We start from the raw sequence: 25231 nt of genomic DNA on the forward strand, positions 1-25231 counted from the left end.
GGCAAGCGATGAATTCAACGGGCGTAAGAGCGGACAGGTTTTTGCGAACGACGTCCTGTATATAGATAGCGAAAAGTGGTACAGACAAAGGGGATGATGGTATGTTGGGTGAGAAAGATGAAGACGTATTTGCGAAGAAACCGGTAGAAAAACGCAGACTGGGTGAACCAACAGGGGCGTTCAAAGGGGCAGCATGGGGCGCTTTGCTCATCGGCGTGACCTCGTATTTAATCGGTTTGTACAATGCAACAATGGAACTGAACGAAAAAGGCTATTATATTACCTTATTGATTCTGGGGCTTTACGCTGCCGTATCGCTTCAAAAGGCAGTCAGAGACCGCGACGAAGGCATCCGGGTGACGAATTTGTATTTCGGCATCAGCTGGTTTGCGCTGATTGCGGCGCTGGCGCTCATGGCGATTGGCCTGTTCAACGCTGGAAGCATCACCTTGAGCGAGAAAGGCTTTTACGGCATCTCGTTCGTCTTGAGTTTGTTTGCCGTCGTTACTGTGCAGAAGAATGTGCGCGATACGGAAGAAGCGAATCAGGATAACTAAATTGTGAAAAACGCCTAACCGGTTAATCGGTTAGGCGTTTTTTTATGTAGCGATGGAAACTTATGTAAACCCTTGTCGTTGTTATTTATAGCAGCGGCAGGGGTTTTTGTCTGCCTAAAACTAATCAAAAAACCTGACTCTCTTTATGGAAAGGAGGAAAAAAGAGTGGATGTCTTTGAACCAATTTACATTTTTTGTTTTTTGCTCTTATTAGGATTGATTTACGTACCAGTTTTTCTTTACACGCTTTTAAAGTTCAAATTTAATCTGGGTGGTTTCGTGTTCATTGTCCTGTCTCTTGGCAGTTACTTGCTGCTCGGCACATACATGGTTGGTGCAGGGTATTATTCCGATGGACAGTCATCAGGAATGTTAATGGGTTACGGGTTCCTTGAATTAACACTGCTATCTTATCCGTATATTTTTATTGCGTTATCTGTTTTGCTCGGGAAAAAAGGAGAACGGTTTTAAGGTTTCGACTACTTATCCGAAAGGAGTCTTAAGATGCGAAAATATCTAGGCATCGTATCTCTCTTGTTTTTGCTTGCCACTTATTTGATTTTAGATTCTCTTGTTGGAAAGCAGATTGGCCAGTTATGGGTTTTAATCATTGTAATCGGGTACTTAGCTTCGGCCATTGCTTCCTGGTGCAGCCCAAGCGGATTCTGGAAAAAAGCATCATTGGCTATATTGATCGCCCTTCCAGTGGGATATTTGCTCATCCTAATTGTATTTATGCTTGGGTTGTCTGGTTTTTAAAATGACTCTCTGTTCATATAAGGCCGCAGGCTATTCATACAAAACAGCCGCAAGGAAATGAATAGAGCCATTTCTTTGCGGCTGTTCTATTTTTAACCAAATCTACTCAGCCAGGAACATTTCCTCTAGAGACGGTTCGTCGACTTCGACCCGAAAGATGTTCAAAATGTCATTTTTATGGTTTAAACAGTAAAATACTAAGCTGAAAGATAGAGGGGAAATGATGAAATAAACTATTATGATATAGTTATTTCCGAAGAAATTAAAGTCGGTATTAGGTCTGCTTTAGAACGTAGAAAAGAGTACAAGTAAATATGTTAACATAATCTAAATAAAATATTTTAAAGGAGCTTACCTATGCCTATATACAACAAGCTAGTCCGCGATGCAATACCGGAAGTAATCGAAAAGACCGGGAAAGAATACTCAACGCGTATTCTTGAAAAAGATGAATACTACGCCGAAGTAAAAAAGAAATTGACCGAAGAACTTACAGAATATAAGGAATCAAAATCAAATGAAGAAGCAATTGAGGAATTAGCTGACATTCTTGAACTTCTTCATGCAGCAACAAAAATTCACGGTTCTTCTTTTGATGAGTTGGAAAAAGTCCGCAACGCAAAAGCAGAGAAGCGTGGCGGTTTTGATAAACGTATATTTCTGATTGAGGTTGAAGATGACTAAGCTGGAACTGGTGACTTCGCAGCTTGTTTCACATTTGGAGAGATTAACAAAAGAAGCGATTGAGATACAATGGATTACGGCATTTGCGATGAAGTCGGGCATAAAAAAGATCATCCCTTTTCTGAAACAAGCCGCTGAAAGAGGCGTGCCGATTAAGCTGCTGGTAGGTGATTACCTGTTTGTTACGCAGCCGGACGCCTTGCAGTTGCTCTTGGAAGAACTGCCTTCTGCGGAAATACGGATTTGGAAAAGTGAAGGCATTTCTTTTCATCCAAAATCTTATTTGTTTCGGGGGACAGAAGCTTCACATTTGATTGTGGGCTCTTCCAATTTATCAGCTTCTGCTCTAACAACAGGGGTGGAGTGGAACTTAATTGCACCCACTTCTGTTGATGCAGAAGTTTTTGAAGAAGCGGTTACTCAATTTCTTAAGTATTTTTATGCCGATCAGACGGTGTGTTTAAACACGGAAACACTTGAGGAATATCGGTCATTACATAAAGCAGCGAATCTTAAGCGGCCTATCAGTCCTGTATGGTCTGAAGCGGAAGAAGTCGAAATGACCGTAGGGCCGACTCTCCCGCAGCAGCCGGAAGTAGCGGAGACTTCAGTACCTTATAATGCTCCGATTTCTCCGAGACCGGCGCAAAGAGAAGCACTGGAGGCTTTGGATAATGTACTTGCTGAGGACTACAATCGAGCAATGGTGGTCTTGGCAACCGGACTCGGCAAAACTTATTTAGCCGCTTTTTTTGCAGAGAAATTCAAGCGGGTGTTGTTTGTTGCGCACCGGGAAGAAATTCTTATACAGGCGGAGCAATCATTAAAGCACGTTCATCCAGACAGATCGAGTGCCTACTACAACGCTTCAGAGAAAAAGACAGATGCTGATTTTATTTTTGCTTCAATCTATACATTAGGCAGTCAGTATCACCTGAATCAATTCGAAAAAGACGCGTTTGATTTGATTGTAGTTGATGAATTTCACCACGCAGCTGCGGCGACATACGAGCGTCTGTTGAACCATTTTGAACCGAAGTTTTTACTGGGAATTACGGCAACGCCTGACCGTATGGACAATAAAGATGTATATGCATTATGTGATGGGAATGTCGCGATTTCGATTCACTTTCTTGATGCCATTGAACGCAACTGGCTTGCACCGTTCAACTACTATGGTGTGTATGATAATACCGATTACTCGGCCATCCCTTGGAGAGGAACCTGCTATGACGAGCAGGAATTGCTTCAGGTACAGCTGCGTGAAGATTTTGCAGAAAAGATTTTTGAAGAATGGAACCGGTACAAGCAGACAAGAACGATCGTTTTTTGTTCTTCAGTAAAACAAGCAGTCTATATGAATAATTTCTTTCAGCGCAAAGGTGTCCGTTCGATTGCGCTCCACGGTGAATCGCATCCACAAGAGCGTAAAACGGCACGATTTAAACTGGATTCTGGCGACCTCGAACTCATATTTACAGTTGATTTATTCAATGAAGGCGTCGATATCCCGAAAGTAGACACGCTCCTTTTCATCCGTCCAACAGAGTCGCTGGCAGTTTATACGCAGCAAATTGGCCGCGGTCTGCGAATTGCGGAAGGGAAATCGCATTGTGTCATCATTGATTTTATCGGAAATTATCGAAATGCTGATTTGAAGTTGGCCGTATTTGATGAGGCAGAAAAGGCTCCAGGAAATAAAACCATTGGACCGCTTGTCCCAGCCCGGTGTGAATTCAACCTGGACCTGCAGGTGATTAATCTATTAGAGGAAATGCGGAGAAAAAGAGCCCCCCGCAAAGAAGCGCTGGTCAACGCGTATCACGAGTTGAAAAAAGAAATAGGAAGACGTCCAAGGTATCTGGAATTCCACCTTCACGCCAATCTTGAGTCCAAAACGGTAAAACAAGAGTTTGGCAGTTACGTTGGAATGCTCGCCTATGCAGATGAGCTGACAGAAAAAGAGCAAGATGTCTGGCTGAAACACAAGAGCTGGTTTTTGGAAGTTGAAAAAACTGGAATGACCAAAAGCTATAAGATGGTTGTTTTAAGTTATATGTTGTCAAAAGGTAAGGAGAGGTGGCTTGAACCGTTAACTGCGGTTGAAGCAGCGCCTTTCTTTCATAATTATTTAATTGAAAAAGAGTACCGAATGAATATCGATTTCAGCGATGCGCAGGGCAAACGGCTGCGCACATACGATGAAAAGAAAATATCAAGTTTGATAGCTGAAATGCCTATGACGAAATGGAGCGGAAGTGCAAAAGACGGCATTGTTTCTTTTAAAAATGACATTTTTGAAGTTAACTTGCAGACTTCCGAAGAAGAAAATGAATACTTGTATAAATGGACGCAGGAGACAGCAGAATATCGACTGCATGTTTATTTTGAAAGGAAATCTACCTCTGCAATGATGAACTAAACTGTTACGTAAGTTCAGAGTTAGAGTGTGTAAGGTTTTAAAAACAGTAACAACTAAACTAATGAGAAAATTTATTCCACTTAGACATCTAAGTAAAAGAAAAATACCCGTTAACCAGTGGCTATTACCCCAATAAAGAGTTATCATAAAACCAACTGCTGCAGGTCAAACGACAGTTTTCAACCGTGGCAATAGCTAATCAGCTAATAGATAACATCAACTAATTCTTACGAAGGGGGCTTTCCATTGCCTTATCAATTGGGGAAAAACTTTAAGCTGTTTACATTGAATTCAAATCCGGAATTGGCCCAGGAAATCGCTGATTTGCTTGGCTGCGAGCTGGGGAAGAGCTCCATCAACCACTTTAGCGATGGGGAAGTCCAAATCAGCATCGAAGAAAGTGTTCGGGGGAAAGAAGTCTATTTAGTCCAGTCGACGTCCCAACCTGGCAGTGAGCATGTCATGGAGCTGTTGATCATGATTGATGCGTTGAAACGGGCATCTGCTGAAACCATCAATGTAGTCATTCCCTATTACGGCTACGCTCGTCAGGATCGGAAAGCGAGTTCGCGTGAACCGATCACCGCAAAATTGGTAGCCAATATGCTGGAAAAAGCAGGGGCGACCCACATCATCACCATGGATCTGCATGCACCGCAAATCCAGGGATTCTTCAATATGCCGGTCGACCAGCTGCTTGGCGGCAGAATTCTAGAAAAGCATTTTGCTGATAAAGGATTGGAAGATGTCATCGTTGTAGCGCCGGATAACGGCGGGTTGGGAAGAGCCCGTACCTTGGCAAACTATTTGGACGCGCCAATCGGCTTTATCGACAAACGCCGAATGGAGCCGGGTGAACCCGAAACGGTGAACATTGTGGGAGACATCGAAGGAAAGAACGTCGTCATCATCGTGGATATCGTCGATACGGCAACGACCATCGCGTTAGCTGCCAATGTCCTAGTCGAAAACGGGGCGAAAGCTGTTTATGCTTGCTGTACACATGCCGTCTTATCAGGCGATTCGGTTCAACGGATCGAAGAGTCGGCGGTTACAGAACTGGTTGTGACGAATACGATCCGCGTGCCAGAGGAAAAACGGACGCCGAAAATCACGATTCTTTCGGTTGCACCTTTGCTGGCTGAAGCGATTGAACACGTACACAACCAAAAACCGGTAACGCCTTTGTTTGAATAAGAGCTGTTTTGGCAGCCGAATTTTTTGTTTTTGATCCGTATGACCACTTCTTAAATTTAAAAAGTATTGCACTGAATCACTCGAAAGGCGCCGCTATATGCGGCGTCTTTTTGTGTTTTCCAGCATTTTAAGATAAATTTCTCATTTTACAATTAAAGCGGAAAGGTAGCTTCTTGCTTACTTAAGAGAACCAAATAAACCTCTTAAACCCTTGTTGACAAAGGGTTTTCAATCTATTTTCTGGCAATCTTCTAAGAAGGATCCATCACAGATTTTCATTACAAATCACAATAAAAATAAAAAAATAAATTAAATTATCAAATTATATTGACTATTTAAAATACTTCAGCATATAATACTAATTAATATAACGTCATATGACGTTATAAATCTTGGAGGTGTTGAAATGAAACAGGAGCAAGGTACAATTATTGAAGAAACAGCAGGCGGAATCATCAATGAAGTGCAAGGAACGGCCATGAAGCCGGAGCACGCCACACAGATTGCCAATGTAGTGGAAGCGGTAAAAGCCCGTGACATCCAGAATGTCTATTTCGTCGCATGCGGCGGTTCAATGGCTTCGCTGTCGTTCGGAGAATATTTCATCAGCAAGGAAACGGAAGTCCCAAGCTTCGTTTACACAGCGAATGAGTTTATCCACCGCAACCCGAAAAGTGTCGGTGAAAATTCACTGGTGATCTTGCGTTCCCATTCAGGCACAACTCCTGAGACGGTTGAAGCGGCAAGCTTTGCACGCGAAAAAGGCGCATTGACCGTGTCCATCTCAATGGAAGCGGATTCACCGTTATGCCAGGCGGCAGAACACACCGTTCACTACAACTACAAAGACGGTTCGGATGCGATCGACGGAGAAGTCGGTATTTTCTACACATTGCTCTTCGAAGTGCTGAACGCACTGGCTCCAAATGAAAAATACAAACGCTTCATCAGTCAATTGCAGAATGTCGGTGAATTGATCGAGAAAAACATCGAACAATTTACCGATGTGGCAAACGAATTCGGCAAAAAGAACAAGCGCGAAAAAATCATCTACACCATGGCAAGCGGTGCTTACATTCACCACGCTTACTCGTTCACGAGCTGCCTGTTGATGGAGATGCTGTGGATCCATTCAAACGCGATCCATTCCGGAGAGTTCTTCCACGGACCGTTTGAAATCACGGATTACGATGTGCCATTCTTAGTTGTCAAAGGCGATGGAGCAAGCCGCCCGCTAGACGAGCGTGCCCTCGACTTCGTACAGAAATTCAGCGATAAAGTGGAAGTGGTCGACATTGAGACCTTGAACTACGACGGTGTGGACGAAGACTTGAAAGAATACTTCGGGCCGGCACTTACCGGATCGGTTCTTCGCCTGTATGCAGATGCACTGGCTGAACACACAGGGCACCCATTGTCCGTCAGAAGATACATGTGGAAAATGGATTACTAAAAAATAAGCGGGGTTCATCAGAAAGGGGATACGAAATGAAGAAAACATTGTGCTTTTCGATTTTGTTGCTTCTGCTTTCGACGTTTTTAGCTGCATGTAATTCAGGGGGAGGAGAACAAAGTGCCAATGCTGATGGGAAAGTCGAAATCGACTTTTTCCACAGATGGCCGAACGAACCAAGAAAGTCCTTTTACGATGACAAAGTCAAAGAGTACATGGAGCAGAACCCGGACGTTCACATCAACGTGGATTATGTCCTGAATGACGCTTATAAAGAAAAGGTCCGCGTTTTGGTATCAAGCGACGAACTGCCGGATATCTTCACGGCCTGGTCGGATTCATTCGCTAAAAACCTGGTTTCTTCCGAGCGCATCATGCCATTGAATGAAGTCATTCAAGAAGACGAGGAATGGTCATCGAAAATCATCGATTCCCAGTTCGGCGGATTCACTTTTGATGAGACAACCTACGGCGTTCCTTTCACTGTAGACGGAAAAGCATTCTTCTATAACAAAGCGGTTTTTGAAGAAAATAATATCGAAGTTCCAACAACCTATGATGAACTGCTTGCAGCACTCGACAAGCTTCAAAAAGCAGGCTATGAACAGCCATTGGTTGAAGGGTTGACCAATACATGGGCGATTTCGCATTACCTCGGCACGATTTTTGAACGTGTAGTGGATCCGGCAGTATTGGACAAAGACTATAACGAAGAAACAGCGGAATTTACGGACCCAGGCTACATTCAAGGTCTTGAAATGTTTGAGGAACTGACAGGCTATATGGGAGACGTTTCCACTGCCATTGACCATGAAGCGGCACGCAATATGTTCGCGGCTGGCGAAGTACCGGTCTTGTACATGCAGTTTGCGGAAATCAAAATGGTCGAAGAAGCGGGAGATGTGGAATTTGGATTCTTTGACTTCCCGGCAATTGAAGGTGCAGCAGGCGATCCGACTGCACTGACAGGCGCACCGGAAGGATGGATGGTCAGCAAGAATGCTCCTGAAGAAACCATCGACTTCCTGAAATTCCTGACTTCAGAAGAAACAGCTGCTGAATTTACGAAAACAGACGGTCAATTGAATGCTATTGAAGGCGCGGTGACCGAAGAGAACGTCAACCCGGCAAGTCTTGAGGCGTATGAACTGATCACCAATGCTTCTTCGACAGCACCATGGTTCGACAATGCCGTCAACATCAACGTAGCGGATATCTTCATGCGCGGAGGGCAGAGTTTGGCTACCGGCCAGACAACGCCTGAAGAGATTTTGAAAGAAGTGCAGCAGGAAATAGCAAACAAGAAATAGCAGCAATGCAGAACTGGATAAGTCCTAATGTTCACTTGAATATTAGGACTTATTAAAATGAAAGAAGGTGCACGTATGATAGCCAGAAGAAACCGCATGATCCCAGCCCTATTCATATTGCCCAGTCTCTTGTTTTTGGGAATCTTCATCTACATTCCACTGGTCCAAAACTTCTACAACAGCTTTTTTGACTTTAGTGTCTTTTCGCCGACGAAAGAATATGTCGGGTTCTCGGCTTTTGAGCAGCTGTTTGCTGATAAAGTCGTCATGACTGCTTTTATCAACAACGTCAAATACGCAATCATCTCTGTGATTTTCCAGGTGGCCTTCGCATTGGTTCTGGCTACGATTCTTGAAGATAAGCTGTTCCGGCGGATTGCACCGATGCTGCGGGTTATCTATTTCATACCGGTCATGATTTCGATTTCGGTTATCGCGCTGTTGTTCAATTTCGTCTACAACCCCCAAATGGGACTTCTGAACAGCTTCTTGGAGCTGATTGGATTGGGCAATCTGACGGTTCCTTGGCTGGGGAATGCGACGACTTCGATTTATGCAGTCATCGCCATGTCGCAATGGCAAAGCATTGGATTCATCACCATGCTGTTCATTGTAGCGATCCAAAAAATTCCGAAAGAGCTGTATGAAGCGGCCAATATAGACGGTGCCGGAAAAATTCGGCAATTCTTCAGCATTACCGTTCCGCAAGTAAAAGAAGCGCTGTTCGTCAATATGCTGATCACCATCACAGGATCGATGCTCGTGTTCAACGAACCGTATATCCTCACCAACGGCGGACCAGGCACGAGCTCGATGACATTGTCGGTATACATGTACCAGCAAGGCTTTTTCAAAGACAATATGGGTTATGCATCGGCTGTCGCCACACTGATTTTCGTCGTGACTGCGATATTCGCCCTTATCCAAATCAAGGTCTCGGGAACCGGAAAGGATGAGTAGGATGACAAAAACAAATGAAAATATCAAAGCCGATCTGTTCACGTCCGATACGCAAATCAAAAAAGCCCGTTTAGCTAAAATGGACAAAACGACAAGAAGAACGAATCTGCAGGGCAAAATTTCGAAGAACATGATTCTTCTCGGCCTGCTGCTGTTTGCTTTTATCATCCTCTATCCACTTTTTTGGATGGTGGTTTCTTCGATGAAAAGTTATGATGAAATTTATAACAATGTATGGGGCTTGCCGTCTGTCTGGCATTTTGAGAATTACGCGACAGCCTGGTCGATGGGGATCTCGGGCTATTTCTTCAATAGCCTGTTCGTCACCTTGGTCACGATTGTCCTCGTCGTCCTGATCGGTTCGATGGCAGCGTTTACGCTGTCGCGCTACAAATCAAGATGGATTGACGTGGCATTGATTTTCACCATCGGTGGCATTATGATGAATCCGCAGGTAGCGCTCATTCCATTGTTTGAAATGCTGACTTGGATGGATTTGATCAATACGCATTGGGCACTGATCTTGACCTATGTAGCCTACCGGCTGCCGTTGACGATCATCCTGATACGCGCATTTTTCCTGAGCATTCCAAGAGAACTGGAAGAATCGGCAATCATCGACGGCTGCAGCGAATTCGGCATTTATGCACGCATCTACCTGCCGCTGTCGATTCCAATCATCGTTACGACGATTGTACTGACGGCATACTTTGCCTGGAATGAATTTATGTTTGCGACCGTGTTTATTGATTCGGACGTATTGAAGACAATCCCTTCAGGCCTGATGAATTTCAGGGACGCACTCAGAACCGATTGGGGCGTGCTGCTCGCAGGGATGGTGATTGCGACGATCCCGATGGTCATCCTGCTGGTATTCCTGCAGCGGTATTTGGTCAGAGGGCTGTCGGAAGGATCTGTTAAAGGATAAGAGGGGGAATTTGGAATGAAGCTGATTGCGGTTGGAGATAATGTGGTGGATTGCTATTTGGATCAACAGAAATATTACCCGGGAGGAAACTGCGTCAACGTCGCAGTTAATGCTCGGAAAAACGGCGCAGAAAAAGCCGCGTACATTGGCATTTTTGCAACCGACGACAAAGCGCAGCACATCAAATACGCTTTGCAGGAGGAAGGCATCGACTTCGGATTGTCGCGTACAGCGGAAGGCATAAGCGGCCAGCCGCGTGTGGCCTTGACGGAAGAAGGCGACCGGGTATTTATAAGCGGTGCAAAAAACACGGTCCAGCGCATGCTGAAAATGCAGCTGATCGAGGAAGACCTGGAGTTCATCACCGAATTTGATGTCTGCCACGTCAGCTGCTACTCGTCCATGGAAAGTGAACTGGAGAAGCTGGCAAAAGTGATCGACATTTCCTATGACTTCTCCAATCACCTGGAACTGGACTATATTGAAAAGGTTGCGCCATTTATCAAATACGCGTTTTTCTCAGCAGCGGACTTGTCGGAAGAAGAGCTGAACTGGTTTATCCAGAAGCTGAAAGGCTTTGAATTTAAAGCAGCAGCACTGACAAGAGGCAGCGAACCGGCTTTGTTTATCAGCAAAAACACGGTCTATGAACAAAAGCTGAAGGAAATTTCCGTCGTGGATACGATGGGAGCAGGTGATAGTTTAATCGGCGGGTTTTTGGTGAATTATATAAACGGAGCAACAATGGAAGAGGCAATCGAACAGGCCACAAAGTCTGCAGAAACGACATGCGGATTCTACGGCGGTTTCGGGTACCCGAAGGAATTCTAAAAAATTGTTTTCGAACTGCTCCTCATGTACAGTTAAATGACACAAAGTCTTAAATTTTGAGTATAGGGGGAGTCTGGATATGAATCAAAACAGCGTCGATTTGGATAGTCCCATCTTGTTGTACGAGCAGATAAAAGCAGGCATCAAGGAATTGATCAAAACCAATAGTTTAAAACCGGGAGATAAGATTCCGAACGAGTCCGAGCTGTGCGGAATCTTTGATGTCAGCCGCATCACAATACGCAGGGCAATCAAGGAACTGGGTGAAGAAGGGGTCATTGAAGTGATTCGCGGCAAAGGCACGTTCGTCCGGGCTTCTAAAAAAGACTTGCATCTATTGAATTTGAAAGGCTTTACAGAAGGTCTATCGACTGAAGAAAACAATATTGAAAAAGAGATTCTGCATAAACGGATCATCACGGACGATGGCGAAATCGCAAAAGCCTTTGCGCATGAACAAACCGAATTCGTAGAGCTAGTACGTCTCGTGAAAGATGCGGAAGGGCCGTTCAGCGTGGATTACGCCTATCTGCCGCTGAACATCTACCCTGGCATTCAGGACCTGCTGGATGACAGCGTCTCCACATTCGCATTGATCCGGGAAACCTATAAAGTCCCCTTCACAAAAGTAAAAAAAGAGATCGAATATGTCCATCCGCCGGCAGAACTTTGCAAATGCCTGGGCATCAATAAAACCTCTTCCGTTATCCTCGTGAAGAAAATCATTTATGGACCGGATGGGACACCTGTCCATTACTCCAAATACTATATGGTCGGCGAAAGGGTGAAGTTTTACATCGAAGCGGATTATACAGAATAAGCGGGTTGTTTAATCTTCATTATTTAATATCGACTAAAACCGATAAAAGACAAATAAAGCACCGCAGAAAATTTTCTGCGGTGCTTTTGCTGGTTCTCTATCCTCGGCGGCTTTGGATTTTGTTCTTTTGTTTCTTGTGAAGCGAATAAAAGAACGCCGCAATCAGTAGCGAAGCGACAAAGGCACCGGTGGTAACTTCAGCAGGAAACAGGAACGACAAAATCAAAAAAGCCACTCCGATAATGATCACCACGATCGACAACAATAGGTTTGCACTCATTGGAATTCTCCTCCGCCCTATTCTAAATTCAGCTGAACCATCCACTCTTTTTTGAACAATAAAGAGCAGCGCAGAAAATATATGTCATAATGGCATTATACAATAAATGGATGATTCGTAAAATGAGGAGGAGAGCTAAATGGACTCGAAGAAGACGGCAAAAGAAAACAGAGAACGTTTAAGGCAAAACGAGTTGAAGCATAACCCCGGCGGATCCATGCGGGATGGATTTAACAAGGGCGACGCAGCGGGCGATATGGGATGGAAAGGCATGGCGTTATTAATTTTGGTGTTGTTCTTAGGCTACGTCATCTACCGGTTCTTTTTCAGTTGAAGGCGGACGGTGAAAAGTCATCATGTAAGGAGGAACTGATATGCTGTGGTTGAAAATCGGTTTGTTTCTTGTGATTTTATTTGTGTCGGCTTCGGTAGTGAAGTTTGCCCTAAGGAAACTTTTCGACATTGAGAAAGTAAAAAAAGATTGGTTTTCCTATAATCATATCAACAAAAAGCACAAAAAGATGGATTCGGTTGTAAGATTGGCCACAACGATAGTACTGATTGCGGTTGCATACTTGGTCATTGTCAAAGAGTATTCCATCCTGTTTTATATTGTTCCGTTAATCCTGCTTACGGTATTGGACTATACCGTAAGGGCATTCTTTGAATGGAAATACACAGAGAATCCAAAACAATCTATTTTAACCATGGGCGAAATAATTATGATACTAACAGCAACAGCCGTCATTATTCAATTTGATTTGCTTCATCTATTGTCATGAAAGTTCTTCTTTCAATGATTCTATTTTGCCTATCTAAGAAAAATGTGGTTGCTTTTAGTTATCCGAAATTCTCATTGGGTAGAGGTCTTCGCCATTCTTATTATATAAAGTGATAAACGGAAGGAAGGTGGTTTCCAGATTGTCGGGCAGTTTCTTATAGATCACAAAAGTCTCTTCTTCGGGTAGAGTTGATGTAAAGCTGTAATCTTTGTTGCTTGACTCAACGGTGACATGGTCAAGTTCCATCCCCCGATTTTTGCCAGTCAACAACCCAAAAATTCCTTTATTCGTTTGGAGATCACTAAAAGAAACCAAGTTTGTGCCATACCCTGACCGTACAATCTTAAAGTTCCCGTTCCACCCTTTGATCAACTGAGCAAACCCAACATTTTCATCCGGCGTTTCAAAAAAGACAATATGTGAAGTCGTATCCGGTAGTTGAATGATCTCTACTATAGTGAAGTTGAATTCTTCCATTTCCCCTCTGTTTTGCCACTTTGTCAACTCTGCATGAATAGACGCTTCGTTTGGTTCTACAGCGTACTGATTTGAATAGAAAAAAACATAGCCTAATCCGGCGACTCCGATTATTAAAGCAATGTACATCAACTTTTTTCTCATCTATTCATCTCCTCGGGAATCTATAAACCTAGTTCAGATAGTCAAATTTTACATTTTATGGGTTCAACTTAAGTTTAATTCAAATCTTTGAGTAAATATATAGCAGGGAGTATAAAGCTGTTAAAAAAGAGGGAATTCATGGGTTTGCGCTCTAGAAGTAAAGATGGCATGCTTTTGATAAAGTAACGGAAGTGTAAAGTTCCGTCATAAAAGTGAACTAACCATTTTATAATCCATAAAAATACACCAGCCTATAAAGGACTGGTGTATTTCTATCTTTATTGAACTGCTGCCCGGTTGTTTTTGATAAACAAGGAACCAATCAATCCAATGATTGCAGCGATCAAGACTGCGTAAAACGCATAATGGGTACCAGATGCTAAAAATTCTGCAGGGTTGGCGGCGCCGAATTCCGCAATGTAATTTTTTTGCCCGGCTGTAAACAGGGTGATGGCGATTGCCGTACCTGCAGCGCCTGCAACTTGCGTCAGCGTGTTCATAGCGGCTGAACCATCTGCATACAAATTCTTCGGCAGCTGATTCATTGCATGGGTTTGTGCCGGCATGATGGTCATCGAAATTCCGACGAACAAGACACAAAGCGCGGCAATCACTTGCCATACTGGAGTGGTGGCGGAAAGAATCGCAAGAAATCCGATTGCTGCCACTGTCACAAAGGCGAAGCCTGTACGGGTAAAGATGCGGGCGCCTACCCGGTCAAAATTGGAACCGACAATCGGTGCCATGATAATATTCAGTAAGTTGGCTGGCAGCATCAACAGGCCAGCGGCAATCGATGTGTAAGCCAGTACGCTCTTCAAGTAGATGGGAATCAAGATTGCTACTGAAAGGATGACGAACAGGGTAATGACCATCAGTAAAGTTCCAAGTGCGAACATTGGGTATTTGAAGACGCGCACGTTGACCATGGGCTGTGCCATCTTCAGTTGGCGGACAATAAACAGCAGCAAAGCTGCGGCTCCCGCCAGCAATGGAATCCAGACAATTGGCTCTGCAAAAGGCGTTTCAGCCAAGGTTGATAAGGAATAGATGATTCCTCCAAATGCGATGGTCGATAACAATAACGAACCGACATCAATTTTAGGTTTGGTAATATCCGAGACATTTTCCATTTTCAACGCGCCAATTAATAGCACAAGGTTCAACGCGACCATTACTGCGAAAATATAATGCCAGCTGCTTGCGCTGATGATCAATCCGCTTAGCGTCGGCCCTAAAGCCGGACCGGCTGTAATGACCAAGCCGACAATCCCCATTACCGATCCCCGCTTTTGGATCGGGAAAATCAGCAGAATCACACTGAACATCAATGGCAGGAAAATTCCTGTGCCGATTGCTTGTATTAAACGGCCGATCAGCAGGATAGCGAAACTAGGTGCTAATGCAGCAAGCAGCGCACCCAGTGAAGAAATGGTCAATGCGGCGACAACCAGTTGACGTGTGGTAAACCAGCGGACGAGATAAGCGGACAGAGGCACTAGAATGGCTAAGACCAATAAATAGCCTGTCGTCAGCCATTGCGCTGTACCAGCGCTGATGGAGAAGTCCTCCATGATATTTGTTAAAGCCATATTTAATGCCGTTTCACCAAACAACCCGATAAACGCACCAAGCATTAAAATAGCAGCCATTGTTTTTGGTTTTTTTACCTGTACATGAGATTCCATAATCAAACTTCCTTCTATACTATAGTTTTGACTCACTGACTTTCCAAAGATTCTTTAAAAGATGGGGATTCAAAGCTTTTGATAAAACCGTTTAGTCTATTTGCAACTATAGCAAAAAAACTTTTAAAAACTCAATGTAATTTTAGTGAGAAAAGAGCATCTGATAGAGTTTTAGACACAAATTCTTCCAAAATGAGTTGGGAAATGAATAATAAAAATGGATAAGGCATCTAATCTAAAGTAAAAGCGCTTATTTTTATAAAAATGGAGTAAAAAACGAAGAAGCAAGGGCCGAAATGTCTTACTCCAGCAAGGGTTTCGTCGTTTTTCGGAATATGTGTTACCACTTCACTTGAAATTTCAATAGCCAGATGGACGAATTGAACTAAATAACTAAAAAAAGATAAGAAACTAAAATGGAGTAACGCTTTTATTTTCCTAAAGACTGTTAAAATGCCTTGTCAGCTAAAAAGCACAATCGACTGTGTATAGGCCGATTGTGCTTTTCATTTCAGCGAATCACGTAAAGCTGCGTTTTCGAAGAACCAGTAAAAGTTGCGTGATGACGGCAAGAATCGGCAATTCAAGCAAAGGGCCGATCACCAAAGTCAGCGCAATCAGCGGCTGATCAGGAAACGCAGTCAGCGCAATGGCCAGGGCGATAGGGGAATTTCTCGCCAATGTAGTAAGGTTGAGGCTGACTTTGTCTTCATAGGAAAACTTCATCAGCTGTCCAGTCTTTTGGCCAACAATGAAATTCACCGTGAAAAACAAAAGGATAGGTATAAGGAGCAGCCACATCGACTTCAGATTATCTAATAAAAGCGCGCCTTGGGAAGCGAATATTGCGGCAATGGCCAGACTGAGAAAAACAACCGGCAGCGCACTGAGTAAGGGCTGAGATATTCCGCTGAAGCATTTCCTGCTTTTCAAAAACCTCTTTGTAGCAATCGCGAGCAGCAAAGGAAGCAGCAGTACAGCAAATACGCTTTCTGCTAAAAAGGAAAGCTCGACTACACCCGCAGTTCCACCGAATAGCAGAAGGTAAAACGGCAATAGGAGAATCTGAAGGATCAGATTGACCGGCAGAATCGCCGTGGACAAAGCGAGGTTCCCTTTAGCAATTCCAGTGAAGACCAAGTACCAGTCCGTACACGGCGTAACCAGCAGCATGATAAACCCGATGTAAAGAGCCGGCTGTTCTCCGAGAAACAAAGAAGCCAGAAACCACGCCAGAAGAGGCGTCCAGACAAAATTCATCAGCAGTGAAACGGAAGAAAATTTAGTGTTTCCGAAAGCCTGCTTCGCTTTTTGGAGCGGAATCTGCAAAAAGATGATATACAGCATCAGCACCAGCAACGGAACGATAAAACGTTCCGCATTTGCTTGGATGGCATCGATTTGCCCAATAAAAATGCCAATTGCCGCAGCCGATAAAATAATAAGGGCATATAGTTTTTCGAATAAATTCATCGCGGATTCACACCTGACTCATTCAGAATGTATGGTGAATTCAATAGTAGCATAGTGGATGCGGTTGGAAAGAAACAGCTTTGACTGATTTGTTCTTTTGGGAAGTTTGTTAAAGAAATTACCAATCAATTTACAATTTTTATGGTATAGTAGCAGTAATTACATAACGTGTAGGAATAGGTGCTTATGAAAATAAGCTTAAAAGGGAAGCTTGGTGGAAATCCAACACTGTCCCGCAACTGTGAATTCGGAGCGAGTCATAACAAGCCACTGTGAAAACGGGAAGGCATGATGAGCGTTGATGATAAGTCAGGAGACCTGCCTTATTCCAGTACACACCAGATACCTGCGAGGAAATAGGTGGTGCTTTGTGCGAATTAGACGTTTAATGGAGTGTTAACGTTTTTTTCTTATGCATAAAAAGTCTAAGGCTATTTCTGGAAATCAGAGATAGCCTTTTTTCGTTGGGGATATGTAAGAACACTAGGGGCTGCAAAGAGGCGAATCAAAAGTGATTGAGAAGGAGTGGAGAAATGACATCGATTTACGAAGAACGGTTCAAGGTCTATATTATGCAAGGAATGTCGACAGGGAAAACAAACAATCTGAAATTCTATCTTCAGCAGCTGATTGATGAAAACAAAGAAGCCTACGCCGAAATCAATTTTGCTTATCTGAAAGTGAAAAAGGAATTGTTAGGCTAACCATTTTCAACGCGTATCTCTTAAAGTGGAAAAATTTTGGCTGTCTATCAGTAATAGAACTATAGCTTGTTCTTTATTAATAGATTCTAGAAGAAATGCGCCTTTCGTCTTTCGTCGCTGGAAATAAACGAATGGAGTGAATGCAGCATGGAAGCAAAAATGTTAAAGATGGTATTGCTGATTTTGGGGATTTCTTCAGGAGTTCTTTCCATTGGAATATGCGTGTATGTATTTAATCATTCAGCAGCCGACAATGTCCACTCTTTATTGAAGCTTTCTTTTTTGTTGATTACGGCTACAGCTCTTTCAAGTTTAGCAGTGAGTAATTTGAGAAACTCTAAAAGGTGGGAACGTGAAGAGTAAGTATAAATTGAACGGAATATAGTTTTATATCAAGTAAGGAGTGATATTTTTTGATTCATTCAGTTGGAGCTCTGCTAGAACGATACAGTGCCTTTATCATGGCAGCCAGTTGTTTTTTCACGGTACTTGCTTCCTGGGAAACCGAGCAGTGGACGATAAAAGGAATTCTTGTTGCAGGCGCCATCATTTGTTCGTTCATCGGAATTTCAGATGTGAAAAAGTACAAGCCCCGGCGCAATTAAAGGACGTTAAAAAAGAAGGACAGGTCATATAGTGAGTTTATTTAACCATCTGTCCTGAATTATTTAATATGCTGCTTCCTCAAGTCAAAATAGGAACCAGTATCCATTCAATGGCCCACTTGATGATGTACATAACAACTGTGACGATCACTACGCCAGCAAAGAAGTAGCAGATCAACTTTACGTTATCCGAAATTGCACCAACTAAATCCACAACAAAGCTTTTCATATTCACTGCCTCCATGTTAAAGGATTTTTAACTCCATTAAGTTCGTTGATTTGATTAAGACAAGCGTCTTTGTACTGGCAATGCCACTGCAACAAGCGCCATCAAGGAAATGAAATACATGTTTGATCAAGAGTTAAATTAGTAAATAATGGTATTGTTGGGAGTGTTTAATCCAATAATACCATTATTTTTTTATGATTGTCTCTATATCTGCAGAATCCCTGATTCTATTTTTTCTTGCACAAATACTGGCAAAACACCTTTATCACAAAAAAGTTAGGGTATTTGGAAGATAGAAGGATATATAAGTTACATTCAAAAGGAGCTCTTCATGAAAACAAAACATAGAAATGCCATTTTTTCATCAGTATAGTGTTACCTTACTTGTTCATAGGGAGCCCTATTGGATATTTGGAATTGGAATCGCGATAGGCAGCTTCATTTCGTATTACCTGATTATTGATAAAACAGTTAGAAGTTCTTAAATAGGAGGTCAAAAAATGCCACACTGTCAAAACTGCGGCCGCAGGTGGGGCCTGAAAGATACATGGGAAATCGTTTTCAACTTTGGTGACAGCAAAGGGAGGAAGTGTCCGGAATGCGGAGAAACCCAATACATATCCAAAAAATCAAGGAACCGCTCAGGGATCATCGGTATTCTTATGCTTGTCCTCATTGTTCTGCTTCGGCCATTGTTTGGTGATGGATTGGGCGCTGCTATGCTGATGGCTATCCCGTTTGCTGTGATGTTAGTGATAGTGAATCTGTGAATCTTTTCCTGGTGGATCTGTCCTCTGAGCGGGAGGGGGACAGGTGAAAAGCATTACTTTCTTCGGCTATAAACACAAAAAGGCTATCCCGAAGTCATTGCCATGACTTTTTGGGATCGCCTTTTTTGTTGTTAGTCTTCAGTGAGGAGCTGACCTGTTTCTTCATCATAAAATCGAAGTAAATCTCCATTGATCACTCGCTCTGAGTATTCCAGTTCTTCAAATGCACGATCTGAAATCGGCGCACACAATCGCTGGTCAAGTTGTGTGCCGGTTCCGTTTTCGTAACAGGTGTTGCCGGCATAAACATAGTCATCTGTCACAAAACGTCCGTCACGGAAAACCACGAATTCTTCGTGCTCGTCAGCGAACAAGTCACTGCCGAATTGCATGTCAGTGTCGGTTTCTTGCCCCATTAAATTGAGGATGGTCGGACGCATATCGATTTGGCCGCCGATCTCTTCGTTTACATGTCCCTGTCCGGAGCCTGGGATATGCACGAAGAACGGAACTCGCTGCAGCTGCGCTGATTCGTAAGGAGTGATTTCTTTGCCCAAGTATTGAGCCATGGCTTCGTTATGGTTTTCCGAAATGCCGTAATGGTCTCCATACATGACAATGATCGAATTCTCGTAAAGGCCGCTTTCTTTCAATTCATCAAATAATTCTTTTACGGCTTCGTCCAAATAGCGGGTGGTCTGGAAAAAGCGGTTGAGTGTACCTGAATTCGAATCAAATTCATCAATCAGTTTATCTTGCGGATCCAACGTGAATGGATGGTGATTGGTTAACGTAATCAGCCGGCTGTAGAACGGCTGCGGCATTTCAGCCATGTGGGCAACGGACTGTTCGAAAAACGGAATGTCTTTCATGCCCCAATTGACCGCCTGCCCTTCGCCCACTGTATAGCTTTGGATATCCAGGAATTCATCGATTCCAAACGATTCGTACATCATGTCGCGGTTCCAGAAGCTCTTGCTGTTGGCATGCTGGACGTTCGTTGCATATCCTTGGTTGCCGAGTTTTTCAGCCATCGAATGGTAGGTATTGCCGCCATGTGTAAAGAATACGGCTCCGCCGCTTAACGGGTACAGGGAATTCTCAAGCAGAAACTCGGAATCCGAAGTTTTGCCGAGGCCAGTCTGATGATAGAAGTTAGGGAAATAAATGGTGTCTTCGTCTTCTGTCAGGCTATTAAGGAACGGCGTGATGGTCTGGCCGTTCATTTCCTGGTTCATGGTGAAAGTCTGCATTGATTCAAGCGTCACGATGATCAGATTTTTTCCTTCAGCTATCCCGTGCATGTCACTGGATGGTTCCACTTGGTTGGCGCGCACGTAGTTGTGGACATCCGTCAGTTCCGAGCCGTCCGCAAAGGCACGCTGTGCTTGGGACTTGGACTGGATATAAATATCATAGAGATGATAATTGTACATCCCGATATTTTTTACGAGCATTTCCCGGTCAAAGCTGCGTGTCAGCAATTGCGGCCGCTCGGCTTCAGCCAATCCAAGGTTCAAAAATAAGGCGGCTGCGGAAAGGGCGAAGTAGGCCTTCCGGTGGTTGTTGCGGGAATCCAGTTTGTCTTCTTTGATCCGCAGCCATTTAGCTGCAGCCAATAGAAGAATCAAGTCACTAAAATAAAAGATATCTGTCGGGTAGATGCTTGCGGCAGCACTCGACCCCAAATCTCCGAAGTTGTCGGTCTGAAATAGAACCGGCAATGTGATGAAGTCGCTGAAAAAACGGTAGAAAGCGACATTGCCATATAAAATAATCGAAGTAATCAATGTCATCACAATCAAATAGCGGTTTTTATTTTTTTGTTTTTTAAAGAACAATGATATTCCGTACAGGAACAGCAGCAAGCTCAGTGGACTGATGAACAGGATCATTTGCTGCATGAAATTATCAATCGTAATCGAGAAGCCCGTTTGATAGGTGATATACGTTTTTACCCATGTAGCGATCACGGCGATCGCCAGTATGGTGTGTTTCGGCCATTCTTTATGTAACATGTAGATTCTCCTTTTTAGAAACTTGCCGGGCGTTAATTCTCTAAATAACGATAGAGAGTGGATTTGCTGATGCCGGTCTTTTCTTTGATAGCTGCTAAGCTGTATTGTTTGCTTTCATACATTTCAATCGCTTTTTTTACATTTTCGTCGGGTTTTCTTGGACGGCCTGATACAGCTCCTTTTTCTTTTGCTGCTGATAGGCCGGCTCTTGTTTTTTCGCTGATGGCGTCGCTTTGAAATTCAGCCAATGAATGCAGAATGGTTTTGAAAGGATAGGTTTTGCCGCTATCCGTATCAATATCTTCAAGGATCGACAGGAAAGTGATGTTCTTCGAACTCAATAGTTCCATAAGCTCCACTAAATGCCGGGTCGAATCGGCCAAGGTATAAAGCCGTGCCACGACAATTTTATCGCCGGATTCTGCTCGTTCGAGCAAACGATGAAGTTGCTCACGTTTTTTCGGAGAGCTGTGTTCTTCTATATAAACCTCAGTACAGCCTGTACTTTTCAGCTGTTCCATCTGCTTTTGACAATCTAAATCTTCGGTATTCGGTCTTGCATATCCTATTAACACGTTAAAATCCCCTTACATGACAAGTTTAATCTATCATACCATAAATCAATTAAAAAAAGTCCCAAAAAGGTTCTTTTTTAGGAATAAAGGTGATACACTAATGCCGTTGTAAGAAAAGCGACATTTTCTCTCGGTGTGAAAAGATTTAAAAATATAGAGGTAGAGGAGCAAGATAACGTGTTAGAAAAAATTAAAGTTCAATGGTTTGGAAATGTCCGTGGGGACGTCCTTGCCGGGATCGTTGTCGCACTGGCATTGATTCCTGAAGCCATCGCCTTTTCCATCATCGCCGGTGTGGACCCGATGGTCGGATTGTACGCTTCGTTCAGCATCGCGGTCATTATCGCCTTTGTGGGCGGCCGTCCCGGAATGATTTCCGCGGCTACCGGTGCCATGGCCTTGTTGATGGTGCCGCTCGTACGGGACCACGGCTTGGAATATTTATTGGCAGCGACCATCCTGACAGGTGTCATCCAAATTTTGTTTGGCGTATTCAAAGTAGCAAAAGTGATGAAATTCATTCCCCGGGCTGTCATGATCGGCTTCGTCAATGCGCTTGCCATCCTGATTTTCATGGCCCAATTGCCGCATTTCATCGGCATCAATACCATGACATATGTCTTTGTCGCAGTGACATTGGCAATTGTCTACATCGTTCCACGGTTCTTCAAAGCGATACCAGCTCCGCTGATTGCCTTGGTCCTCTTGACCGCTGTTGCCATCTATTCAGGTTTCAATTTGCGGACAGTAGGGGATTTAGGAACCATTAGCCAGACTTTGCCAACCTTCCTGTTGCCGAATGTTCCGGTTAACCTGGAAACCTTGATGATCATCCTGCCGTATTCATTGGCTTTGGCAGTGGTCGGCTTGCTGGAATCCTTATTGACAGCCAATATCGTCGACGACATGACCGGCACCGCCAGTGACAAGAACAAGGAATCCAGAGGACAGGGAATCGCCAACTTCGTCACCGGATTTTTCGGTGGAATGGCGGGCTGTGCCATGATCGGCCAGTCCATCATCAACGTCAAATCGGGTGGACGCGGCAGGCTGTCGGCTTTAGTAGCGGGTACCTTCCTGATGTTCCTGATCATCGTCTTAGGAAATGTAGTGGTACAGATTCCGATGCCGGTATTGGTCGGCATCATGATCATGGTGTCCATCGGTACGTTTGACTGGTCATCGTTTACCTATTTGAAAAAAGCGCCAAAAGCCGATTCGATCGTCATGCTCGCAACAGTTGCGATTGTCGTCTACACCCATGATTTGTCCATCGGTGTACTGGCAGGCGTATTGTTGAGCGCGATTTTCTTTGTTGCAAAAATTTCAAAAATCAAAGTGAAGAAGAAGTTGCTTGAAGACACGCATTACCAAGTAGTTGGCCAATTGTTCTTCGCTTCTGTCGAAGATTTCCTGGAGAAGTTCGACTACGAAGTGGAAGGGCAGAGAATCTTCATCGATTTCAGCGACGCCCATATCTGGGATGATTCCGGAGTAGGAGCAGTTGACCGGGTTGTCCTGAAATTCAGGGAAAACCGCAATAACGTGGAAATTACCGGCTTGGATACCGGCAGTCAGAAGCTGATCGATCAACTGGCGATCTTCAAAAGTGCAAACGCTAAATTGCCAACTCATTAAACAGGAAAAAGGAGTGTTGGAACATGTATAACCGCATCTTGCTGGCAGTGGACGGCTCGGATCATTCGCTGCGCGCGACAAAACAGGCAGTCAAATTAGCGTCAGGGTCAAAGGAATCTCAAGTGACCGTCGTTTTTGTGGCAGACTATGACAATGCAAAACACGAAGTGCTGCACAGCGGCAGTTCCGTGGAGCTGGATCTGCAGCGCCGGAAGAAACTTCAGCCGGTCGAAGAAAATTTGGCGGCGGGTGACATCCGGTACAAAGTGGAAATCCTTCACGGGACGCCGGGTCCTGCAATCGTCAAGTACGCCAACGAAGAAGGATTCGACGTTTTGGTCATCGGGAGCCGGGGGTTGAATGGCCTGCAGGAAATGGTTCTTGGCAGTGTCAGCCATAAAGTAGTGAAACGTGCCAATTGTCCGGTTTTAATAGTAAAATAAATAGAAAAAGTGAGATGGGGCTCTTATGGAGCTCTTTTTTCTTTGGAGGAGAGGCAAATGCGAGAAAATGAAAAACAGGGCCCTATTGTGGCTAAATCTACCGCTATACATACCCCATTCTATTACGGTTGGCTGATTGTAATGATTGCCGGGCTGTCCCATTTTTTCTCGGGTCCTGGCCAAACCTATTCGAACGCAATCTTCATCGACTACTACATCGAGGAATTCGGCTGGAGCCGATCTGCGATTTCCGGCATCTATTCATCGGCGACCTTGCTTGCAGGATTTATGCTGTTCATGGTCGGTCGGCTCATCGACAAATTCGGTGCACGGAAAATGTCGGTTGTCATTTCGATTTTTCTTGTGGCAGCGTGTATGTTCAATAGTTTTGTCATCAACTGGGCCATGCTGTTTTTCGGCTTTTTTGCCATCCGGCTTCTCGGCCAAGGATCGATGTCTCTTATGCCAAATGCATTGGTGCCGCAGTGGTTTATCCAAAAGCGCGGCAGGGCCTTGAGCTTGGCTGCGCTCGGCGCAATGGTCGGTTCTGCAGCGTTTCCGCTCATCAATGTATGGCTCATTGAGCTGTACGGCTGGCGCACAACGTGGCAGATTCTGGGGGCCTCCATCCTCATCATTTTCACCCCGCTGGCATTTCTGTTTATCCGCAACCGTCCGGAAGACATCGGGCTGCGGCCGGATAACGGACCTGTTTTGAGCAAAAAAGAACAGCAGAACCAGCTGTCAGCGGATGTCAGCTGGACGGTGAAAGAAGCGAAAAAAACGCGCTCTTTCTGGCTGCTGTTGTATTGTGTAGCCGTCCCGGCGTTGGTCAATACGGGCATGACCTTTCATCTGGTCTCCATCTTTTCACTTCAGTCCCTGACGCCGGAAACAGCGGCGGCTGTATTGAGCCTCATGGCAATCATTGGTTTTCCTGTAACATTTCTGGCAGGGTATCTATTGGATAAAATAAGTGTTCAGTGGATGCTTGCAGCTGTTTTTGCAGGAGAGCTGGTGTCCATATTCCTGTTGAAAGAAGCGACTGTCTTTTCAGCGGCCATTCTTTTTGCGGCCGTCTGGGGCTTCATGCTGGGCATCGAGCGTGTCACACTCAGTGTCGTCTGGCCGAATTATTTTGGCAGACAGTATTTAGGGAGCATCACAGGGATATCCATGGCTGTCATGGTGGTCGGTTCTGCGCTCGGCCCGTTGCCGTTCGGGCTTTTCTTTGACCGGTTCGGCAGTTACAACGAAGTGCTGTGGGTGATCATGATATTCCCGTTGCTTGGCATTATTGCTGCATTAATGGCATCTCCTCCGGAAAAAGCAGCCGTGCGCGAATGACCATTTCTCTCTAGAAATCTTTTGGGCAAAAACCGGCACACGTCGGTGGCTGGAAAAACTATCTATTCCAAGGATTCTCCCGTATAATGAGCGCACTGGAACGAACATAGTTTACCAGCCACTTAGGAGGAACTAAC

Annotated in this window: 28 protein-coding genes and 1 riboswitch; of the genes, 21 read left to right on the forward strand and 7 right to left on the reverse strand. The window is 44.2% G+C overall.

The window, feature by feature from the left end:
• Nucleotides 1-101: 101 nt before the first annotated feature.
• The 12 genes from yiaA (at nucleotide 102) to FQV26_RS01360 (ending at nucleotide 11921) form a co-directional block, all read left to right on the forward strand.
• Nucleotides 102-557 (forward strand): inner membrane protein YiaA, encoded by a 456-nt coding sequence (gene yiaA / locus FQV26_RS01305; RefSeq protein ID WP_146555575.1) that lies wholly within the window; start codon nucleotides 102-104, stop codon nucleotides 555-557.
• A gap of 165 nt (nucleotides 558-722) precedes the next feature.
• Nucleotides 723-1028: a hypothetical protein gene (locus FQV26_RS01310; RefSeq protein ID WP_146555576.1), complete on the forward strand. Its 306-nt coding sequence runs from the start codon at nucleotides 723-725 to the stop codon at nucleotides 1026-1028.
• Between the two features lie 33 nt (nucleotides 1029-1061).
• A complete protein-coding gene (locus FQV26_RS01315) occupies nucleotides 1062-1316 on the forward strand; it encodes a hypothetical protein (RefSeq protein WP_146555577.1) in 255 nt (84 codons plus the stop codon).
• Between the two features lie 357 nt (nucleotides 1317-1673).
• Nucleotides 1674-2000, forward strand: a complete 327-nt coding sequence (locus FQV26_RS01320) for a nucleoside triphosphate pyrophosphohydrolase (RefSeq protein WP_146555578.1) — start codon at nucleotides 1674-1676, stop codon at nucleotides 1998-2000.
• Nucleotides 1993-4422 (forward strand): DEAD/DEAH box helicase family protein, encoded by a 2430-nt coding sequence (locus tag FQV26_RS01325; RefSeq protein WP_146555579.1) that lies wholly within the window; start codon nucleotides 1993-1995, stop codon nucleotides 4420-4422. The genes FQV26_RS01320 and FQV26_RS01325 overlap by 8 nt, the downstream gene beginning before the upstream one ends.
• 246 nt (nucleotides 4423-4668) lie before the next feature.
• On the forward strand, nucleotides 4669-5619 hold the full coding sequence (locus FQV26_RS01330; RefSeq protein ID WP_146555580.1) for a ribose-phosphate diphosphokinase: 951 nt from the start codon (nucleotides 4669-4671) through the stop codon (nucleotides 5617-5619).
• 406 nt (nucleotides 5620-6025) lie between these two features.
• The gene (locus FQV26_RS01335; RefSeq protein ID WP_261384238.1) at nucleotides 6026-7072 is read left to right on the forward strand and encodes an SIS domain-containing protein; all 1047 of its coding nucleotides are present in this window, start codon (nucleotides 6026-6028) and stop codon (nucleotides 7070-7072) included.
• Between the two features lie 35 nt (nucleotides 7073-7107).
• On the forward strand, nucleotides 7108-8382 hold the full coding sequence (locus FQV26_RS01340; RefSeq protein WP_146555581.1) for an ABC transporter substrate-binding protein: 1275 nt from the start codon (nucleotides 7108-7110) through the stop codon (nucleotides 8380-8382).
• Between the two features lie 78 nt (nucleotides 8383-8460).
• Entirely contained in the window at nucleotides 8461-9342 is an 882-nt protein-coding gene (locus tag FQV26_RS01345) for a carbohydrate ABC transporter permease (RefSeq protein WP_397430996.1), read from the forward strand.
• A 34-nt stretch (nucleotides 9343-9376) separates the two neighbouring features.
• Nucleotides 9377-10270, forward strand: a complete 894-nt coding sequence (locus FQV26_RS01350; RefSeq protein WP_397430998.1) for a carbohydrate ABC transporter permease — start codon at nucleotides 9377-9379, stop codon at nucleotides 10268-10270.
• Between the two features lie 15 nt (nucleotides 10271-10285).
• Nucleotides 10286-11101, forward strand: a complete 816-nt coding sequence (locus FQV26_RS01355; RefSeq protein WP_146555583.1) for a PfkB family carbohydrate kinase — start codon at nucleotides 10286-10288, stop codon at nucleotides 11099-11101.
• 79 nt (nucleotides 11102-11180) lie between these two features.
• Nucleotides 11181-11921, forward strand: coding sequence for a GntR family transcriptional regulator (locus FQV26_RS01360; RefSeq protein WP_146555584.1), 741 nt, complete (start codon nucleotides 11181-11183; stop codon nucleotides 11919-11921).
• A gap of 97 nt (nucleotides 11922-12018) precedes the next feature.
• On the opposite strand, the gene FQV26_RS01365 is transcribed toward FQV26_RS01360, so the two are convergent.
• Nucleotides 12019-12201: a hypothetical protein gene (locus tag FQV26_RS01365; protein ID WP_146555585.1), complete on the reverse strand. Its 183-nt coding sequence runs from the start codon at nucleotides 12199-12201 to the stop codon at nucleotides 12019-12021.
• Between the two features lie 139 nt (nucleotides 12202-12340).
• Between FQV26_RS01365 and FQV26_RS01370 the strand changes: the two genes are divergently transcribed.
• Entirely contained in the window at nucleotides 12341-12535 is a 195-nt protein-coding gene (locus FQV26_RS01370; RefSeq protein WP_146555586.1) for a DUF6366 family protein, read from the forward strand.
• A gap of 40 nt (nucleotides 12536-12575) precedes the next feature.
• Complete coding sequence (locus FQV26_RS01375; RefSeq protein ID WP_146555587.1) at nucleotides 12576-12983, forward strand: DUF4181 domain-containing protein; 408 nt, start codon at nucleotides 12576-12578, stop codon at nucleotides 12981-12983.
• Between the two features lie 54 nt (nucleotides 12984-13037).
• On the opposite strand, the gene FQV26_RS01380 is transcribed toward FQV26_RS01375, so the two are convergent.
• From FQV26_RS01380 to FQV26_RS01390, 3 genes are all read right to left on the reverse strand, one after another.
• Nucleotides 13038-13604 (reverse strand): hypothetical protein, encoded by a 567-nt coding sequence (locus FQV26_RS01380; protein WP_146555588.1) that lies wholly within the window; start codon nucleotides 13602-13604, stop codon nucleotides 13038-13040.
• 278 nt (nucleotides 13605-13882) lie between these two features.
• Nucleotides 13883-15292, reverse strand: coding sequence for a DHA2 family efflux MFS transporter permease subunit (locus FQV26_RS01385; protein WP_146555589.1), 1410 nt, complete (start codon nucleotides 15290-15292; stop codon nucleotides 13883-13885).
• A 519-nt stretch (nucleotides 15293-15811) separates the two neighbouring features.
• Nucleotides 15812-16765 (reverse strand): arsenic resistance protein, encoded by a 954-nt coding sequence (locus tag FQV26_RS01390; protein WP_146555590.1) that lies wholly within the window; start codon nucleotides 16763-16765, stop codon nucleotides 15812-15814.
• Nucleotides 16766-16926: 161 nt separating this feature from the next.
• A riboswitch (cobalamin riboswitch) is annotated at nucleotides 16927-17106 on the forward strand.
• Nucleotides 17107-17298: 192 nt separating this feature from the next.
• Between FQV26_RS01390 and FQV26_RS18665 the strand changes: the two genes are divergently transcribed.
• The 3 genes from FQV26_RS18665 to FQV26_RS01400 all read left to right on the forward strand — a co-directional run bounded on the left by FQV26_RS18665 (nucleotide 17299) and on the right by FQV26_RS01400 (nucleotide 18074).
• Nucleotides 17299-17469 (forward strand): hypothetical protein, encoded by a 171-nt coding sequence (locus FQV26_RS18665; protein WP_186759579.1) that lies wholly within the window; start codon nucleotides 17299-17301, stop codon nucleotides 17467-17469.
• 147 nt (nucleotides 17470-17616) lie between these two features.
• Entirely contained in the window at nucleotides 17617-17832 is a 216-nt protein-coding gene (locus FQV26_RS01395; protein ID WP_146555591.1) for a hypothetical protein, read from the forward strand.
• A gap of 50 nt (nucleotides 17833-17882) precedes the next feature.
• Nucleotides 17883-18074 (forward strand): hypothetical protein, encoded by a 192-nt coding sequence (locus FQV26_RS01400; protein WP_146555592.1) that lies wholly within the window; start codon nucleotides 17883-17885, stop codon nucleotides 18072-18074.
• Between the two features lie 79 nt (nucleotides 18075-18153).
• Here the strand turns inward: FQV26_RS01400 and FQV26_RS18670 are convergent, their stop codons facing one another.
• Entirely contained in the window at nucleotides 18154-18303 is a 150-nt protein-coding gene (locus FQV26_RS18670; protein WP_186759581.1) for a hypothetical protein, read from the reverse strand.
• A gap of 500 nt (nucleotides 18304-18803) precedes the next feature.
• Between FQV26_RS18670 and FQV26_RS01405 the strand changes: the two genes are divergently transcribed.
• Nucleotides 18804-19073 (forward strand): TIGR04104 family putative zinc finger protein, encoded by a 270-nt coding sequence (locus FQV26_RS01405; RefSeq protein WP_146555593.1) that lies wholly within the window; start codon nucleotides 18804-18806, stop codon nucleotides 19071-19073.
• 131 nt (nucleotides 19074-19204) lie between these two features.
• Here FQV26_RS01405 and FQV26_RS01410 read toward each other — a convergent pair whose 3' ends face one another.
• Nucleotides 19205-21091 (reverse strand): LTA synthase family protein, encoded by a 1887-nt coding sequence (locus FQV26_RS01410; RefSeq protein WP_146555594.1) that lies wholly within the window; start codon nucleotides 21089-21091, stop codon nucleotides 19205-19207.
• A 32-nt stretch (nucleotides 21092-21123) separates the two neighbouring features.
• Nucleotides 21124-21666: a recombinase family protein gene (locus FQV26_RS01415; protein WP_146555595.1), complete on the reverse strand. Its 543-nt coding sequence runs from the start codon at nucleotides 21664-21666 to the stop codon at nucleotides 21124-21126.
• 177 nt (nucleotides 21667-21843) lie between these two features.
• On the opposite strand from FQV26_RS01415, the gene FQV26_RS01420 reads away from it, so the two are divergent.
• The 3 genes from FQV26_RS01420 to FQV26_RS01430 are packed head-to-tail and all read left to right on the forward strand — an operon-like array spanning nucleotide 21844 to nucleotide 25094.
• The gene (locus FQV26_RS01420; RefSeq protein ID WP_146555596.1) at nucleotides 21844-23304 is read left to right on the forward strand and encodes a SulP family inorganic anion transporter; all 1461 of its coding nucleotides are present in this window, start codon (nucleotides 21844-21846) and stop codon (nucleotides 23302-23304) included.
• 23 nt (nucleotides 23305-23327) lie between these two features.
• A complete protein-coding gene (locus tag FQV26_RS01425) occupies nucleotides 23328-23747 on the forward strand; it encodes a universal stress protein (RefSeq protein ID WP_146555597.1) in 420 nt (139 codons plus the stop codon).
• 57 nt (nucleotides 23748-23804) lie between these two features.
• A complete protein-coding gene (locus tag FQV26_RS01430) occupies nucleotides 23805-25094 on the forward strand; it encodes an MFS transporter (RefSeq protein ID WP_146555598.1) in 1290 nt (429 codons plus the stop codon).
• The last annotated feature ends 137 nt before the right edge of the window (nucleotides 25095-25231 follow it).

The organism is Planococcus sp. CPCC 101016, from assembly GCF_007859295.1.
GTDB lineage: Bacteria > Bacillota > Bacilli > Bacillales_A > Planococcaceae > Planococcus.